The sequence below is a fragment of the Halomonas sp. PGE1 genome (assembly GCF_013000985.1).
GTDB classification, from domain to species: domain Bacteria; phylum Pseudomonadota; class Gammaproteobacteria; order Pseudomonadales; family Halomonadaceae; genus Halomonas; species Halomonas alkalicola.
Map to the genome: position 1 here is coordinate 2,558,965 of NZ_CP053032.1, position 15,041 is coordinate 2,574,005.

Genomic DNA, 15,041 nt, shown 5'->3' on the forward strand with positions numbered 1-15,041 from the left:
ATCATAACACATACTCAAAAGATAAAAATAAAAAGGCCTAATTAAAATTATCTTCGGAAAGGGTACTGAACACTCCGTCAGCCTTATCAAGCATAATGTATTCTTTGGGCGGAACCCAAAACTCATCATCTATATATATTTTGGGGTAACTACGCCCCCCCCTAGAAACGTATACTTGATAAAGTAACGTTGTATATCGGCCACAAACGGCAATCGAATCACTGACCAAACTCGCCGCATCACCATTGTATACAAACTTCTCTTTAACAACTTTATCTAGATTTGGTGTTTTATAAATCGGATGCTCTTTGAACAGAACACTCTCGCCACCTAAGACTCTTTGAAGCAAGATCATTTTTAAGTAGATGTTGTTGATCTGATCTACTGTCTCACCACCTTGGAGAAAGTAGCTAACAGCTCTTCCACCTAACGCTTCAAGATCTATTTTAAGTGCCGGACAATAACTAACAACGAAACGCGCACTGATGTTTAAACTTTTTAAAATATCACAATAGCTCTCATCCCAGACAAAAAATATATCATACGTGCAAAAGGAATCTCTAGCGTTGACTAGCTTTTCCCCATGCATACAGTTCATTACCAGTACGCCTCTTGAATTAAGGTAGTGACTAACAAATGAAGAACAGAAACTATATTCATTCGAGATTAGGACGCTAGAGTATACCTTTGCGACTCCACTCAACTTAAAAACAGAAAATGCTATTTTCAGACAAAAATAAGGATGCATGAAGTATCGCAATGAAAATGAACACACGTAGCGCAAGTCAGAAAAGTCAAATATAGGCTTTTTAGCATCATCTCCATTATAAACAACATCGCCACCAACAGCGTCAGGCACTAAATCTCTATTTGGCAAAAGTGAAAGTGTCGACTTTGAAGGTTTAGGGCTGGATATAAAAAGAGACTTAGATGCATAGACAAATAAAAAAATATTGGCGGCTAACAGAGCAAGGGCAAGGAAGGGAAAAGATGCTATTAACTTACCAGCATTGCGATAAACTATCTTTTGACACTTATACTGAGCGTATGAGCGCTCCCAATGTGTTTTGGGCTTCAGCTTATCCTCAATTTCTTTCACAACTTTTGCATTGTCAATAGAGTGCTGGAATCCTTCGGCTTGATAGAGCTCATTAAGCTTTTTTAAAAGCATAAAAAAAGACGCCCGAATAAAAAACATTAACACACGCAAGTTAGCCATGAACCAACATGGCAAGACTTTATTTAAATTTAATAATCGCCTCAATGGCCTACTGCTTAACAATAAATAGAAAAACACTCTCATACATTGAGAAGTAAAGAGTATATTCTTATTACATCAGAATCGCTGCAAAAAATAATGACCCTCAGTCTATCGAATTGCAACGATAACCATATTATCGAACACCGAAGACAGCCTCACTCAACTCAAAATCTTCAATGCTATCAATATCTATTGACCTAATTCTAGGCATAACTGCAGCTTTAACTCTTGTAGTGAATAGCGATGATTGCTTACAGAGCAAATCCACATCGGCAACATAAATGGCGCCATTCAAACAATATTCTTTTTTGTAATCTTGCGATCTTGCGCCTGAGAAATCCACACCATCTAGATATGAATGTTTTTCAATATAGCCAACCCATGCTGTTGGGTGATCAACCTCACACACGCTCACAACTGTATCCTTGCGGCCACCTTCTTCGAAAACCTTTAGTGATGCATGTATATCTTCCGTCGTCCTCAGCGGTGACGTTGGCTGCAACAGGATAATTATTTTTGGCTCATATCCTTGAGCCTTTTCTGCATTTATAGCATCTATCACCACTTCAACCGTAGAGGCAGTATCGGTGGCTAGCTCATCAGGCCGCCTATAAGCAACAACACCTCTTGAGGAATACTGGTGAGCAATATCAAGAACTTCTTCGTCATCGCTAGACACCATGATGCGGGCATCAAGCTCAGTGGCCAACGCCGCTTCAATTGTCCAGCAGATAAGCGGCTTGCCAGCCATGGGGAGAATGTTTTTTCTGGGCAACCGCTTGCTGCCACCCCGAGCGGGTATCAGCATCAGGATCTTGCCAGCATCAGTCATCATGAAGCCCCCTAACTTCTTGCTGTGCCCGCTGAAAATCATCTACCTGCCCAATATCAAGCCAGTACTCTTTCAGCGGATAAACATTGACTGCATGGCCATCGTCAATCTCTTGCTCCAGGAGCGTCGGCATATCTACCCGAGTTCCCGGGGTGACGCGCTTTACAAGCTCCGGGGAGAGCAGATAGATCCCAGCATTGACATTAAACGTGTATACTGGCTTTTCGACCATCGCCCTCGCGAGATGCCCGTTCGCTTCAATAACACCATAGGGCACCTGATATTCAAACTCACGCACGCACATGGTCGCCTTGCCACCATGCTCTTCATGAAAGGCCAAGAGCGATAGATAGTTGAGGTTGGTGAGGATATCACCGTTCATCATGAATAGAGGCAAGTCGATTTGCTCGTGAGGCAGCAACCCCAGCGCCCCTCCCGTACCGAGGGGAGTGTCTTCGTGGATATACTGAATGCTCACGTTCCACTGGTTGCCATCACCGAAGTGATCGCGAATCTGCTCCGGCATATAGTGGGTAGAGATGTAGAACCGGTGAAAGCCTGCGTTCACAAAGCCTTCGAGAATAAGCTCAAGGATGGGCTTGTCACCGACTCGCAGCATTGGCTTGGGGCAGGTGTTGGTCAGGGGGCGAAGACGCTTGCCGAAACCACCGGCCATCAAAAATACTGGGTTGTCCAGGCGCGGTCGCTGCAGCAGACCATGCAGTGTTTCCAGCCCGATGACCTTGTGATCATCATTGACAATCGGTAGCTGGAGTAGGTCGTGTTGCTCCATCCAGGCCAGCATGCGGGCCTTGCTCCAGTCCCGGTGAGCTACCTTCGGGTGCCGAAACATGATGGACTCGACAGTCGCTCCCAACGTCTGCTTGCCGAGCAGGGCCCGCCTCACGTCACCATCTGTCAGCGTGCCAAGGAGTCGCTGCTCGTCATCCACGACCAGCGCAATGCGCAGGGCCTCGCGGTCCATGACTTTGATCGCCTCACCCAGGGCGGTGCCGGGGCTGACGAGGGCGCGTTCCCATTTCTTCATCTTCAACTCATTCCTGATTGATTCGGCGAGGCGTGCGAGGAGGCTGTCCGGTCTGTTGATGGTGAGGAGCCACATCCCCGATCACGCTGGTACCCAGGCCAATGACAGCGTCATGCCCGATGGCAACACCCTGTAGCAATGTCGCGCCGGGGCCGATATGGCAACCCTCCCCCAGGGTGATGCCTCCCGACAGCACGGCTCCGGGTGCCACATGCACATGAGGTCCGATGTCACCGTCATGATCGACTTTTACTCCGGTATTGAGGATGACGTCATCACCGATACGGGTATCGGCCTGCACGATCACCCCTGCCATGATCTGCACCCCCTGCCCCAACTCGACACCACCCCCAAGAATGGCGTTGGGGTGAACCAGCGTGGCAAAACGGTAACCCAGGCGGGTAAACTGTGTGTGCAAACGGCGCCGCAAACGGTTGCCTGGCAAGCTGCCGGTGCCGTTGGCCAGCTCGATATCGGTTGGCGCATAGCGTTTTACCGCCTGATCGTCGCCCAAAACCGGGATGTCACGCCAAGTCTCCACGCCCTTGGTGGCAAGGCCCGGATCACAGATACCCAGCACCTGACGATCGAGGGCCTGGAGGAGGTCCAGCACTACCTTGGCATGACCACCTGCCCCCAGCAGAATGACCGGGAGCTGGCGACTCAAATCGCTTCTCCTGGCTGATAGTCGCGAGCGGCGCACTGCCCGAGACAGTCCCAGTAGGCCATGGCAAGCTCGCCCTTCCCGGCCCGTGCAGTTGTGAGGTTTTCCGAATGGAGGCGCTCACCCTGGCGTATTGGAGAAGCCGCTACCAGATTCTGCCGAGCAGCAGTCCTGGTATCCCACTCACTTGCCTGCGGCACCTTCTGCCCATCCCCCAGGGCTTCCGAAATGGCGCGGATATCCGCCACCATACACTTCAGCTCATCGGGCTCCAGCGAGGCCTTGTGATCCGGGCCTGGCAGCTGACGGTCGAGGGTGAAGTGTTTCTCGATGATGGTGGCCCCCCGCGCCACAGCCGCCACAGGGATCAGGGTGCCCTGTGTATGGTCGGAGTAGCCCACCGGCAGCCGGAAGACGTCGGCCAGGGTGTCCATGGCCTTGAGATTGACCTCGTGCATCGGCGTGGGGTACTGGGATGTGCAGTGCAGCAGGCTGACCTGCCCCTCCAGAGCGGCGCGGGCCCGAGGGTCACTCCAGCACTGCCATACCTCATTCAGGGATGCGGGGGGATGCTCGTGCCTCAAGGCATGGCTGACCACGGCTAGTCCTTGCTCCACTTCGGAGAGTGTCGCCATGCCAGTGGAGACCACCAGGGGTTTTCCGGTGTGCGCAAAGGCCCACAGTAGAGGGCCGTTGGTCAGCTCGCCGGAGGGCACCTTGTAAAAGGGCAGGCCGAGCGTTTCCAGAAAGGCCAGGCTTTGCCTATCGAAGGCCGTGGACAGGAACTCGATGCCGCGCCGATGGGCATGGGCCTGGAGCGGAGCATGCCACTCAAGAGGAAGCTCCAGCGCTTCAAGCATCTCGAGCTGGCTCTGCTCCGCTTCCGTGGTCTGCTTCTGGTAGGCGGCTTTGGGGGCGGTCAGCGCGGCAAGCCGCTTGGCATTGAAGGTCTGGAACTTGACCGCGTCGGCGCCGACCTCGGCCGCTGCGTCAACCAAGTCGAAGGCTCGCTGCCGGTCGCCGTTATGATTGACCCCGGCTTCGGCAATCACGTAGACGGCGGGCTTGTTCGTCATGAGGACGGGCTCCGTGGCAGGTCATGGAAGGACTTGAGCGTATCGAGGGGCTGAGTGGCCAGTGCCGAGACTATCTGTTGGGCGGCGTTACCCTGGCCGTAGGGGTTACGCACATGCCGACACGCCTGCTGGAAAGACGGCTCAAGCGCCTTGCACAGACTGGCATGAATGGCATCCGCCTCTGCCTCGCAGTGCAGCACCGATTCAGCCGCCAGACGCCCTCCCTGGCGCTGACCAATGTTGATCGTCGGAACGCCGAAACTTGGCACCTCGATCAGGCCGCTGGAGGAGTTGCCCACCACGGCGGCGGCTTCAGCCACGGCAGAAAGGTAGCGCTGGAATCCCAGGGAGGGAATCGCCAATACCCGCTCGGGTTGCTGTGCGGCATAGGCTTCCAGGAGCGGAATGATAGCCCGGCCGCCGTTATCGGCATTGGGATAGGTCAGAATGACCTGATGATCCGGCCACCGGTCCAGCGCCTCCAGAAGCGCTTGAAAGCTCTCGACCGGTGGTTCGTCCGCCAGGGTTACCGGATGGTAGGTGACCAACAGGAAGGGGGCGTCGAGTGGGAATCCAAGGTTCTCGGCAAGGACCTGACGACTTAGCCGCGGTGAACGCGTGAGGTGGTCGAGGCCAAGAGCCCCCACGTTCAGGACCCGTTGCGGCGCTTCTCCCAGCTGGATTACCCGCTGCCGGTAGGGCTCGGCAGCCACACCGTGCAAGCTGGCCATCTTGGTGATGGCATGACGGATGGCATCGTCATAGGCGCCTTCCGTCACCTCACCCCCATGCAGATGCACGATAGGAATATTCATCACCAGGGCAACCTGGGCCGCCGCCAACGCTTCGAAGCGATCCCCCAGAATCATCAGGGCGTCGGGAGACAGTCGATCCAGCGCATCGGCCAGGCCGATCGTGCCGAGGCCCATGGACTTGGCGATGCCTACGCGACTGTCGGAGGAGAGCAGCATCTCTACCTTCGCGTCGATGGTGAAGCCGTCCTCGATGATCCTCTGCCAGGTATTGCCGAACTCCGGCGAAAGATGCATGGCAGCAGCGATTACCTGCAGCTCAAGCTCCGGGTGCGCCTGAATATCCTTCATCAGCCAGTACAGCAGGCCATACTCGGCCCGGGTGCCGGTAAATACCGCAATTCGGCGCATCAGATAGCCCCCTTGCCATGGACACAGATGCTACTGGGCAGATTGACCACCCGCGCTTCGAGCCACAGCGCGTTGGTGAGCTCGCCGGCCGGTGCGCTGGCGTACATCGGCAAGCGGTTCATCAGTTGCCAGATAGGGCGGGTCATGACGCCCTGTTCGTTGGTGCTCTTCAGCAGCTGGTCGCGCCGCTCACGATCCGGGCAGATCACCGCGTTCAGCCAGTAGTTGCTCCGGCACCCCTCTGGCTCGGTCACGAACTCGAGCTCGCCGCCCGCCAGGCAAGCGGCATATTCTGACGCCAGTTGCCGCTTCTCCGCCAGGTAAGCCTCCAACTGCTCCAGCTGCGCGCACCCCAGCGCCGCGTTGAGATTGGGCATGCGATAGTTGTAGCCCAGCTCATCATGGACATATTCGTAAGGATGCGGCAGCTTGGCGGTGGTGGTGAGGTGCTTGGCTCGCTCCCCCATCGCCTGATCCGCAAGGATCATCCCACCGCCCCCGGTGGTGATCACCTTGTTGCCATTGAAGCTGAGGGTGCCCAGTGCACCAAAGGTGCCGGTATGCCGCCTGTGGTAGGTACTCCCCAGAGACTCCGCGGCATCTTCCACCAGCGCCAGGCCCCAGTCGCGACAGACGCTCACCAGGCCATCGAGATCCGCCGGGTGCCCGAAGGTATGCATGGGCAGGCAGGCACGGATGGCCCTGTCGTCCTTGCGTCGGCGGCAGGTACCGCTGTCATCCCGGTAGGCATGGGCATCAAGCCACGACGCCAGCGCCTTGGGGGAAAGACCCAGGGTGTGGCGATCCACATCCACGAAGATCGGCATCGCACCGCAGTAGGCAATGGCGTTGCAGGTAGCCACAAAGGTCAGCGGTTGCGTGATAACATAGTCGCCCGGCCCCACACCAACCAGCCGCAGCGCCACGTGCAGCGCCGCCGTGCCATTGACCGTTGCCACCGCTCGCGGGCTACCGGTATAGGAGGCCATGTCCTGCTCGAACCGGTCCACGAAGGCGCCCACACTGGAGACGAAGGTGGAGTCGATGGTATCGCTTACATAGGCCTTCTCGTTGCCACCAAAGACCGGCGCGTGCAGGGGAATGAAATCGTTGGTGCGATAGTGGTCGCGAACGAAGTCGATCAGCGATTGCAGCATGGATGCACTCAGACGTTGTAGAGGTCGGCCTTGTACTTGGCCAGTTGGTGCGGCTGGGTGAACCAGTCGATGGTCTTCAGAAGGCCGGCACGGATATCATGCTGGGGCGCAAAGCCGGTCAGCTCGCGAATTCGGGTGTTGTCACCCCACAGACGGAAGACCTCGGACTTGCCCGGACGCAGACGCTGCTCGTCGGTGATGAACTCGACATCGCTGCCCATCAGTTCGCGGATGACGTTGAGCGTATCGCCCACCGAGATCTCGTAGTTCGACGCAATATTGACCGTCTGGCCCACAGCCGCTTCGCAGTTGGCCAGCGCGAGGAACCCTTGGCAGGTGTCTTCCACGTAATTGAAGTCGCGGGTCGGCGATACGTCCCCCAGCTTGATCTGCTTCATGCCGCTGGCAATCTGGCTGATGATGGTGGGGATGACCGCCCGAGCGGACTGGCGCGGCCCATAGGTGTTGAAGGGGCGTGCCACTGTCACCGGCAGATCGAAGGCGTTGTAGAAGCTCATCGCCATGGCGTCGGCAGCAATCTTCGAGGCGCTGTAGGGCGACTGCGGCTGCAGGGGGTGCTCCTCGTTGATCGGCACATACTGAGCCGTACCATATACCTCGCTGGTCGAGGTATGAATCACCCGCTTGACACCGTTCTCCCGCGCCGCCTGGCATATGTTCAGCGTGCCCTTGACGTTGGTATCCACGTAGCTGTCTGGCGCTACATAGGAGTAGGGAATAGCGATCAGTGCTGCCAGATGATAGATGACATCGACATCCTTGGTGATGTGCTTGCAGTAGTGTGGATCACGCACATCGCCGTTGAGCACCTCGATCTTATCGAGACAGTCGACATCCTCCAGCCACCCCCAGTAATTGAAGGAGTTGTACTGAGAGAGCGCCTTGACTTGATAGCCCTCGCGAACGAGGAGTTCAGTCAGGTGAGAGCCGATGAAGCCATCGGCGCCGGTTATGAGTACTCGCGACTTAACCATTAAAGCTTATCCTTCAACTCTTTTAAAATCAAACCAAGGCATCGGGTGACTAATATTTGCAAGCCACCAAGTGCTAACGAAACGAATCGCCATGGCAATCACGAAGGCAATCGCAGCCCCCTGCAGGCCCAGAATGGGGATCAGCAACATCAACAGCCCTACATTCAGCACCCCGGAAAAGATCGTGACCATTGACAGCCTGGCCGTTTTCTTTGCAAAGAAAATATAGTTAGTCACCATCAGGTACATGCCTTGGAAAGCCTGCCCCAAGGCTAGGATCCCAATGACGGTGCCTGCAGCCGCATACTTTTCACCCGCGATGAGGATGATGGCATACGGCCCAATTATGAAAGCCGCACCCGCCATCATTAGCACGATAATAAAGTAAGTGTAAGTCCACTTTACAATGCGGCGCTTGGTTGCCGTTTCGTTCGCCTTAAGCCTTTCAAACAGCCATGGTACATATGCCTTGTTAAATGCATCAAAACAAATTGACATCGCCATGGTTAACTGTACGGCCACCATATAAACACCAGCAGAATCTAGACCAAGGTGCTTATTAACAACAAATCGATCAACAGTAGAAAGAAGGAAGGCACCGCCAACATGAGGAATCAGCGGAACACCAAAACTCAACGCATCCTTAATCTGATCCAGCCTTAGCGAGAACCGAACCAGCCCATCTTTAATTAACAAGAAAAAAGCTAGAGCTCCAAGAACAACAGGGGCCACAATTTCTCCAGCCATCCTTCCTTCTGGCCCATATGACAAGGCGACAACCAAAACCAACGACAAAATAGCATTGAAAAAACTTAATGAAATTTGCAGGGCGCCATATTTCAGGGGCTGTTTTCTAACCTGCCACTGACCTAGGCGCATTTTTACAAAAAAACTCGCACCTGACGAAACCGCAGCAAGAAAAATCCAGATGGGCGAAATCCCTAGTGCCTCTGCCAGCCAGTCTTGAAATAGCAATAAAAATGCTGACACAAAAAGAAAGCTGATAGCCAGTATCTGGAAGCATGCTCCGATATAGCCAGACATCTCCTTCCGTGCATCTTCATCGTAGTATTTTCGATTTGCCGCTCCAACTGCATTCAAGCCGACAAAAGCAGTAAGCGCCGACACCAAAACCTGAAACATAGCCACCTGACCATACTCAGTTGGTTCAAGATGACGGGTCAGAATCGGTAACAAAAGAAAAGGAATAGAGGCATTCAGGATATTTGAAGCCAAGTAAACCATTGCGCCTGATGCAAGGCTTATCTTTTTTCTAGTCGCAATGGCGGAGTCAGTCATTTACACGCACTTCAAAGTTGAATTCTGAGCTCAAGAAATAGGTGCAGCATCTTTGCTACACCAGGGAAAACGCATGAAAAATTTCATACCGCGAGAATGTCCGCCAGATAGGTCTCATCCAGCGCGGCTTTCTTCTGTTTCCGCCAGATTCCGCCTTTGAAACGGGTCTCCACTTTCAGGTAATTCAAGGCGATATGACGCATCCTGGCGAGGTTTTCGGCCGCCTGACCGCGATGGATTTTGCAGGCGTCTTCGCGCAACGCTACATCCAGAGACCAGTGGAGTTTATTCTCGACATGCCAATGCTGGCGAGCCGCTTCTGCGAGCTTCTTGGCGCTCAGGTCGGCAGAGCTGATGTAGTAGCGGATCATCGGGGCTTCTGGCACCCCATCGCCTTCTTGGCGGAAACTCATCACCACACCTACCGTTTTCAGCCCTGGCCAGTAAGTATCCCCCGGCAAAGCCGGGGGCTTTATATTGTTAGCCCCTCAAAGGGGCAAGAATCTGAGCCGCCTGAAGGCGGCTGCCTCACATTCCAAACTTGAGCTGATCATAATGCTCATCCATCTTTTCCTGATTCCGGATATAGGCCCTTACCATTCCTTCATCAAGCCCTACTGTCGAGACGAAATAACCTCTCGCCCAGAAGCTTTCACCAGAGAAATTTCGCGATCTGCCCATGAAGTTTCTGGCTATAGATATCGCACTCTTCCCTTTGATGTAGCCAACCACATGTGACACCGAGTGCTTCGGAGGGATGCTGATACACATGTGAACGTGATCACGCATCAGGTGCCCCTCTACGATCTGGCACTCCTTCTGTCTTGCCAGCTCATGGAACACCTCACCAAGGTGTTTTCGGATACCAACAAAGATCACCTTCTTTCGCTTTTTGGGGATGAACACGACATGATACCTGCAGTTCCATGTTGTGTGAGCAAGACTCTGGTACTCTCTCATTGGGAACTTCCTATCTCTTGGCCGAGATTGGAGGTTCCCTTTGACCGCATCACACGGTCAAACCTCGGGTAGTCCCCCGGCAAAGCCGGGGGATTACCTTATTTATTTATTTAGAGACCTAATCAGTGCTGTTGCAACATATTTGGCTTCAGTTGTAGTCAGGTAGGGATACATGGGAAGGCTTAATACTTCCTCCGAAGCTTCATTGCCCTTTGGAACTTGTACATTTTGGTCGACTACAGCAGGCTGCTGGTTCAGCGGGATAGGGTAGTGTACCGCCGTCGGAACCCCCTTCTCCTTGAGCCTAGCTTGAACTTCTGTACGGTTCTCGACCCGGAGCGTGTACTGCGCCCAAGCGCTGGTGTTATGAGCCTCAAGGTAAGGCGTAGCAGTAATACCCGCCTCAGTGAACAGCCGGTTGTAGCGCTCTGCCACCTGCTGACGAAGCTCTATCTCTTCATCGAAAATCTCAAGTTTGGACAACAGGATGGCTGCCTGGAGGGTATCGAGACGGCTGTTCACACCCACACGGATGTGATGGTAGCGCCGGTCCTGCCCGTGCCGGGCGATCTGGCGCAGCGTGGTGGCAAGCTCATCGTCGTTGGTGAAGATGGCTCCACCATCGCCATAGCAGCCCAACGGCTTGCTGGGGAAGAAGCTGGTGGTAGCGATAGTGCTCAGGTTGCAGGACTTGCGGCCCTTGTAGGTGGCCCCGAAGCTCTGGGCGCCGTCTTCAATCACCGGTATGCCATGCTTCTCGGCAATGGCATTGATGGCGTCAAAGTCAGCGCACTGTCCATAGAGCGACACCGGAATGATCGCCTTGGTCTGCGGAGTAATCGCCGCTTCGAGCAGCGTGGGGTCAAGATTATAGGTGCGCGGGTCAATATCCACATAGACCGGCTTGGCACCCAACAAAGCCACTGTTTCGGCGGTGGCGATATAGGTGAAGCCAGGAGTGATCACTTCATCCCCCGGGCCGATGCCTAGCGCCATCTGTGCGATTTGCAGGGCATCGGTACCGTTGGCGCAGGTGATACAGTACTTGGCGCCAGTATAATCGGCGAGCTTTTCCTCCAGCTCGCTGACTTCCGGGCCGAGGATATATTTGCCATGGGCGAGAACGCGCTGGATGCCGGCGTCGATCTTGTCCTTGATGCGTGCCTGCTGGGCGGCCAGGTCGATAAACGGCATCATGAAGCGATCCTCCTCAACTGCTTACCCTCCAGTACATAACGCTCGCCGGTATGCTGGCAAATCGCTTCGCACTGCCCTTCCAGCGGCAGCTTGAGCTGTTCGCCATACTGGCTCATCCAGCCGATCTGCCGAGCGGGTACGCCCACCATCAGCGCGTAGGCCGGCACGCTCTTGTTGATGACCGCGCCAGCACCGACAAAGGCGTACTCGCCGATGGTCACTCCACAAACGATGGTGCAGTTGGCGCCCAGGGTAGCGCCCCTCTTCACCAAGGTGTCACGGTACTCGTCTTTGCGCTCGATCAACGAGCGGGGGTTGTAGACGTTGGTGAAGACCATGCTGGGCCCGCAGAACACCCCCTCTTCCAGGTGCACGTTGTCGTACACGGAGACGTTGTTCTGAATCTTGCAATTATCGCCGATGGTGACCTTGTTGCCCACGAACACGCCTTGGCCCATGGAAACGTTCTTGCCGACGCGGGCGCCACTGCATACATGCACGAAGTGCCAGACGCGAGACCCTTCGCCGATCTGGGCGCCGTCGTCGACGATGGCGGAGTCATGGATCATCACGCTCGTATCACTCATGTCACACCAGCTTGTTGAGGAAGGGGTGGGCTTCGCCAGTATCAGGCGCTTGAGCTTGGGCTGAGCGGATCGTATTGACGGTTTCGACGCAGTGCCGGGCATCCTCGATGCCGTAGCCGCGCCCGGCGAGAATCTCCTGGTAGCTCACCGTATGCAGGTCGGTGAAACCGCCTGAAAACTCGATCTCGTTACCGTCTACGGTGATGGAGCGGTAGGTAGGCTGCTTGCCCTTGACGCTTTCCGGCAGGTCGCCTGCATCGATGGAGAGGAACCAGGGTACCCGCGCCTTCTCATACTCCAGATAGCCTGCGGCCTTGTCGTTGCTGGCGTAGTGCAACACGTTCTTCTGCAGCTTGCCGAAGATGAAGTGCAGCATGTCAAAGAAGTGCACGCCGATGTTGGTGGCCACGCCGAAGGACTTGCGCGGGTCGCCCTTCCAGCTCTCCATGTACCATTTGCCACGCGAGGTGATGTAAGTCAGCTCCACCTCGTGCTTGTCGCTGCGAGACTCCTGCTCCACCTTCCGCTTGAGATCGAGGATCGCCTGGTGATGGCGTAGCTGCAGGATGTTGTAGGCCCGCTTGCCGGTCTCCCGCTCGATCAGCGCCAGCTCATCCAGCAGCTCGGGGGTCGGCACCAGGGGCTTCTCGCAGATCACGTCGCAACCCAGGCGCAGGCCGGCGGCGATATGGGCATGGTGCAGGTAGTTGGGTGAGCACACCGCCACATAGTCCAGGGCGGTCTCGGGGTTACGCTTGAGTTGCCAGGCGTGCTCCTGAAAGCGCTCGAACTCGGTAAAGAACTCGCTCTGGGGCGAGATGGAGTCGATGATTCCTACGGAGTCGTTGATGTCGTAGCCCACCGCCAGGTGGTTGCCAGTTTCCTTGATGGCCTTCATGTGGCGCGGAGCAATGTAGCCAGCGGCGCCGATCAGGGCAAAGTTCTTCATTCTGTTCCTCAGGCCTTGATGATGTGGGCGGCGGGTTCGCGGTAAGTCCCGCGACTATCGACGATCAGCTTGGCATGTCGCTGGATCAGCGCGAAATCGAAACGGTCATGGTCGGTGGCCAGCACCACGGCATCGAAGCTCGCCAGGCTCTCGGCGGTGAGCTCGACGCTTGCCAGCGCGAAGTGGTGTTCACGCATCTTGGGGAAGACCGGCACATGGGGGTCGCTATAGGCGACCTCGGCACCCTTGGCCTCGATCAGTTCCATGATCTCCACCGAGGGGGACTCGCGCATGTCGTCGACGTTCTTCTTGTAGGCGATACCCAGCACCAGCACACGGCTGTTCTTGAGCGCCTTGCCGTGCTCGTTCAGGCCATCCATCAGCTTGCCCACCACATACTCGGGCATGGCGCGATTAACCTCGCCGGAGAGCTCGATAAAGCGGGTGTGGAGCCCGTACTCGCGCGCCTTCCAGGTCAGGTAGAAGGGGTCGATGGGGATGCAGTGGCCCCCCAGGCCAGGGCCCGGGTAGTAAGGCGTGAAGCCAAAGGGCTTGGTCGCGGCGGCGTCCACTACTTCGAAGATATCGATACCCATGCGGTCGGCGACGATCTTCATCTCGTTGACCAAACCGATGTTGACGGCACGGTGGATGTTCTCCAGCAGCTTGGTCATCTCGGCGGCCTTGGTGGAGCTGACCGGCACCACCCGGTCGATGGCCGGCTCATACAGCGCCATGCCTACCTCACGGCAGGCCAACGTATGCCCGCCCACCACCTTGGGAATGGTGCGGGTCTCGAAGTCCGGGTTGCCCGGATCTTCCCGCTCCGGCGAATAGACCAGGAAGATGCTCTCACCCACGACCAGCCCCCCTTCCTGAACCCGAGGCAGCAGCTCCTCCTCGGTGGTGCCCGGGTAGGTGGTGCTTTCGAGCGACACCACCTGCCCTTCGCGCAGGTAAGGCTTCAGCGCATCGGTGGTGTTGATCACGAAGCTCATATCCGGTTCGCGATACTTGTTGAGCGGCGTAGGCACGCAGAGGATAACGGCATCGGCTTCTGCCACGCGGCTGAAGTCGGTGGTGGCTTCGAAGCCGGACTGGGTCGCCTTGGCTACCTTGTCGGAGGGAATATGCTCGATATAGCTCTTACCGGCATTCAGGTGGTCGACCTTCTGCTGGTCGATGTCGATCCCGAGCACACGAAAGCCGACATCGTTGTAGCGCAGCATTAAGGGCAGACCGACATAGCCGAGGCCGACGATGCCGATGACGGCTTCCTTGCTCTGGAGTTTGTGGGTTAGCACATCTCGTGGGTTCGACATAGTTACACTTGCTCGTGTTTTAAATGAAGGTTAAGCACAAACCAGCTAAATCAAAGAGCGACTACAGCCTTAGAGATTTAACAATGACAAGTAGTCTTATCTTCACTGGAGGGTGGCTAAGACCGCATCGCAAGACTCTATGACATGGATGCCGCGCACTTATAGATCAATCCGATGAAACATTACCATGATAATAAAAAACGGCGTTTCTGCTGGAAACGCCGCTTCATGAAAACACCGGTAATGTTGCCGCTCGGCCGGCAGTTTTGCCGTTTCGCTGCCCCGCTCTGCCAATCGTCTGGTAACCCGAATCGGCACTTTTACCGAAAATGCCACTGCATGGAATCGGCGGCAATGTTGCCGCCGGGCCGGAAATTTTGCCGTTTTGCTGCCCTGCTCCGCCGGCCGCCTGGAGTGACCGAATCGGCATTTTTGCCGATAATGGCATTTCACGGAACCCGCGGCAAAAGTGCCGAAAATGCCATTTCATGTTTTGGGCAGTCTCGCCAACCCATTGATTTTTAACAGCAT

16 protein-coding genes are annotated in these 15,041 nt (G+C 55.4%); 1 reads left to right on the top strand and 15 read right to left on the bottom strand.

What is annotated here, in order from left to right; genetic code table 11:
• Positions 1–37: 37 nt before the first annotated feature.
• From HIR79_RS12090 to wbpA, 15 genes are all read right to left on the bottom strand, one after another.
• Positions 38–1,219 carry a hypothetical protein gene (locus HIR79_RS12090; protein WP_169958555.1) on the bottom strand — a complete coding sequence of 394 codons (1,182 nt, stop codon included), beginning with the start codon at positions 1,217–1,219 and terminating at the stop codon, positions 38–40.
• Positions 1,220–1,394: 175 nt separating this feature from the next.
• Positions 1,395–2,096 (bottom strand): acylneuraminate cytidylyltransferase family protein, encoded by a 702-nt coding sequence (locus tag HIR79_RS12095; RefSeq protein ID WP_169958556.1) that lies wholly within the window; start codon positions 2,094–2,096, stop codon positions 1,395–1,397.
• A complete protein-coding gene (locus tag HIR79_RS12100) occupies positions 2,086–3,141 on the bottom strand; it encodes a nucleotidyltransferase family protein (RefSeq protein ID WP_169958557.1) in 1,056 nt (351 codons plus the stop codon). The genes HIR79_RS12095 and HIR79_RS12100 overlap by 11 nt, the downstream gene beginning before the upstream one ends.
• A 7-nt stretch (positions 3,142–3,148) precedes the next feature.
• Entirely contained in the window at positions 3,149–3,808 is a 660-nt protein-coding gene (locus HIR79_RS12105) for an acetyltransferase (protein WP_169958558.1), read from the bottom strand.
• Positions 3,805–4,881 carry an N-acetylneuraminate synthase gene (neuB, locus tag HIR79_RS12110; RefSeq protein WP_169958559.1) on the bottom strand — a complete coding sequence of 359 codons (1,077 nt, stop codon included), beginning with the start codon at positions 4,879–4,881 and terminating at the stop codon, positions 3,805–3,807. The genes HIR79_RS12105 and neuB overlap by 4 nt, the downstream gene beginning before the upstream one ends.
• Complete coding sequence (gene neuC / locus HIR79_RS12115; RefSeq protein WP_169958560.1) at positions 4,878–6,044, bottom strand: UDP-N-acetylglucosamine 2-epimerase; 1,167 nt, start codon at positions 6,042–6,044, stop codon at positions 4,878–4,880. The genes neuB and neuC overlap by 4 nt, the downstream gene beginning before the upstream one ends.
• Positions 6,044–7,201, bottom strand: coding sequence for a LegC family aminotransferase (locus HIR79_RS12120; protein ID WP_169958561.1), 1,158 nt, complete (start codon positions 7,199–7,201; stop codon positions 6,044–6,046). Before HIR79_RS12120 ends, neuC begins: the two co-directional genes overlap by 1 nt.
• 8 nt (positions 7,202–7,209) lie before the next feature.
• Entirely contained in the window at positions 7,210–8,196 is a 987-nt protein-coding gene (locus HIR79_RS12125; protein WP_169958562.1) for an NAD-dependent 4,6-dehydratase LegB, read from the bottom strand.
• Positions 8,197–8,202: 6 nt separating this feature from the next.
• Positions 8,203–9,495 carry a lipopolysaccharide biosynthesis protein gene (locus tag HIR79_RS12130; protein WP_169958563.1) on the bottom strand — a complete coding sequence of 431 codons (1,293 nt, stop codon included), beginning with the start codon at positions 9,493–9,495 and terminating at the stop codon, positions 8,203–8,205.
• 83 nt (positions 9,496–9,578) lie between these two features.
• Positions 9,579–9,956 carry an ISAs1 family transposase gene (locus HIR79_RS12135; protein WP_283241838.1) on the bottom strand — a complete coding sequence of 126 codons (378 nt, stop codon included), beginning with the start codon at positions 9,954–9,956 and terminating at the stop codon, positions 9,579–9,581.
• A gap of 67 nt (positions 9,957–10,023) precedes the next feature.
• Positions 10,024–10,455 carry an IS200/IS605 family transposase gene (tnpA, locus tag HIR79_RS12140; RefSeq protein WP_169958565.1) on the bottom strand — a complete coding sequence of 144 codons (432 nt, stop codon included), beginning with the start codon at positions 10,453–10,455 and terminating at the stop codon, positions 10,024–10,026.
• Positions 10,456–10,557: 102 nt separating this feature from the next.
• On the bottom strand, positions 10,558–11,649 hold the full coding sequence (locus tag HIR79_RS12145) for a DegT/DnrJ/EryC1/StrS family aminotransferase (protein WP_283241867.1): 1,092 nt from the start codon (positions 11,647–11,649) through the stop codon (positions 10,558–10,560).
• A complete protein-coding gene (wbpD, locus tag HIR79_RS12150; RefSeq protein WP_169959567.1) occupies positions 11,649–12,221 on the bottom strand; it encodes a UDP-2-acetamido-3-amino-2,3-dideoxy-D-glucuronate N-acetyltransferase in 573 nt (190 codons plus the stop codon). Before wbpD ends, HIR79_RS12145 begins: the two co-directional genes overlap by 1 nt.
• Before the next feature lie 19 nt (positions 12,222–12,240).
• Complete coding sequence (locus HIR79_RS12155; protein ID WP_169958567.1) at positions 12,241–13,188, bottom strand: Gfo/Idh/MocA family oxidoreductase; 948 nt, start codon at positions 13,186–13,188, stop codon at positions 12,241–12,243.
• Positions 13,189–13,196: 8 nt separating this feature from the next.
• The gene (gene wbpA / locus HIR79_RS12160) at positions 13,197–14,510 is read right to left on the bottom strand and encodes a UDP-N-acetyl-D-glucosamine 6-dehydrogenase (protein WP_169958568.1); all 1,314 of its coding nucleotides are present in this window, start codon (positions 14,508–14,510) and stop codon (positions 13,197–13,199) included.
• Positions 14,511–14,684: 174 nt separating this feature from the next.
• On the opposite strand from wbpA, the gene HIR79_RS12165 reads away from it, so the two are divergent.
• A complete protein-coding gene (locus HIR79_RS12165) occupies positions 14,685–15,035 on the top strand; it encodes a hypothetical protein (protein WP_169958569.1) in 351 nt (116 codons plus the stop codon).
• Positions 15,036–15,041 lie beyond the last annotated feature (6 nt).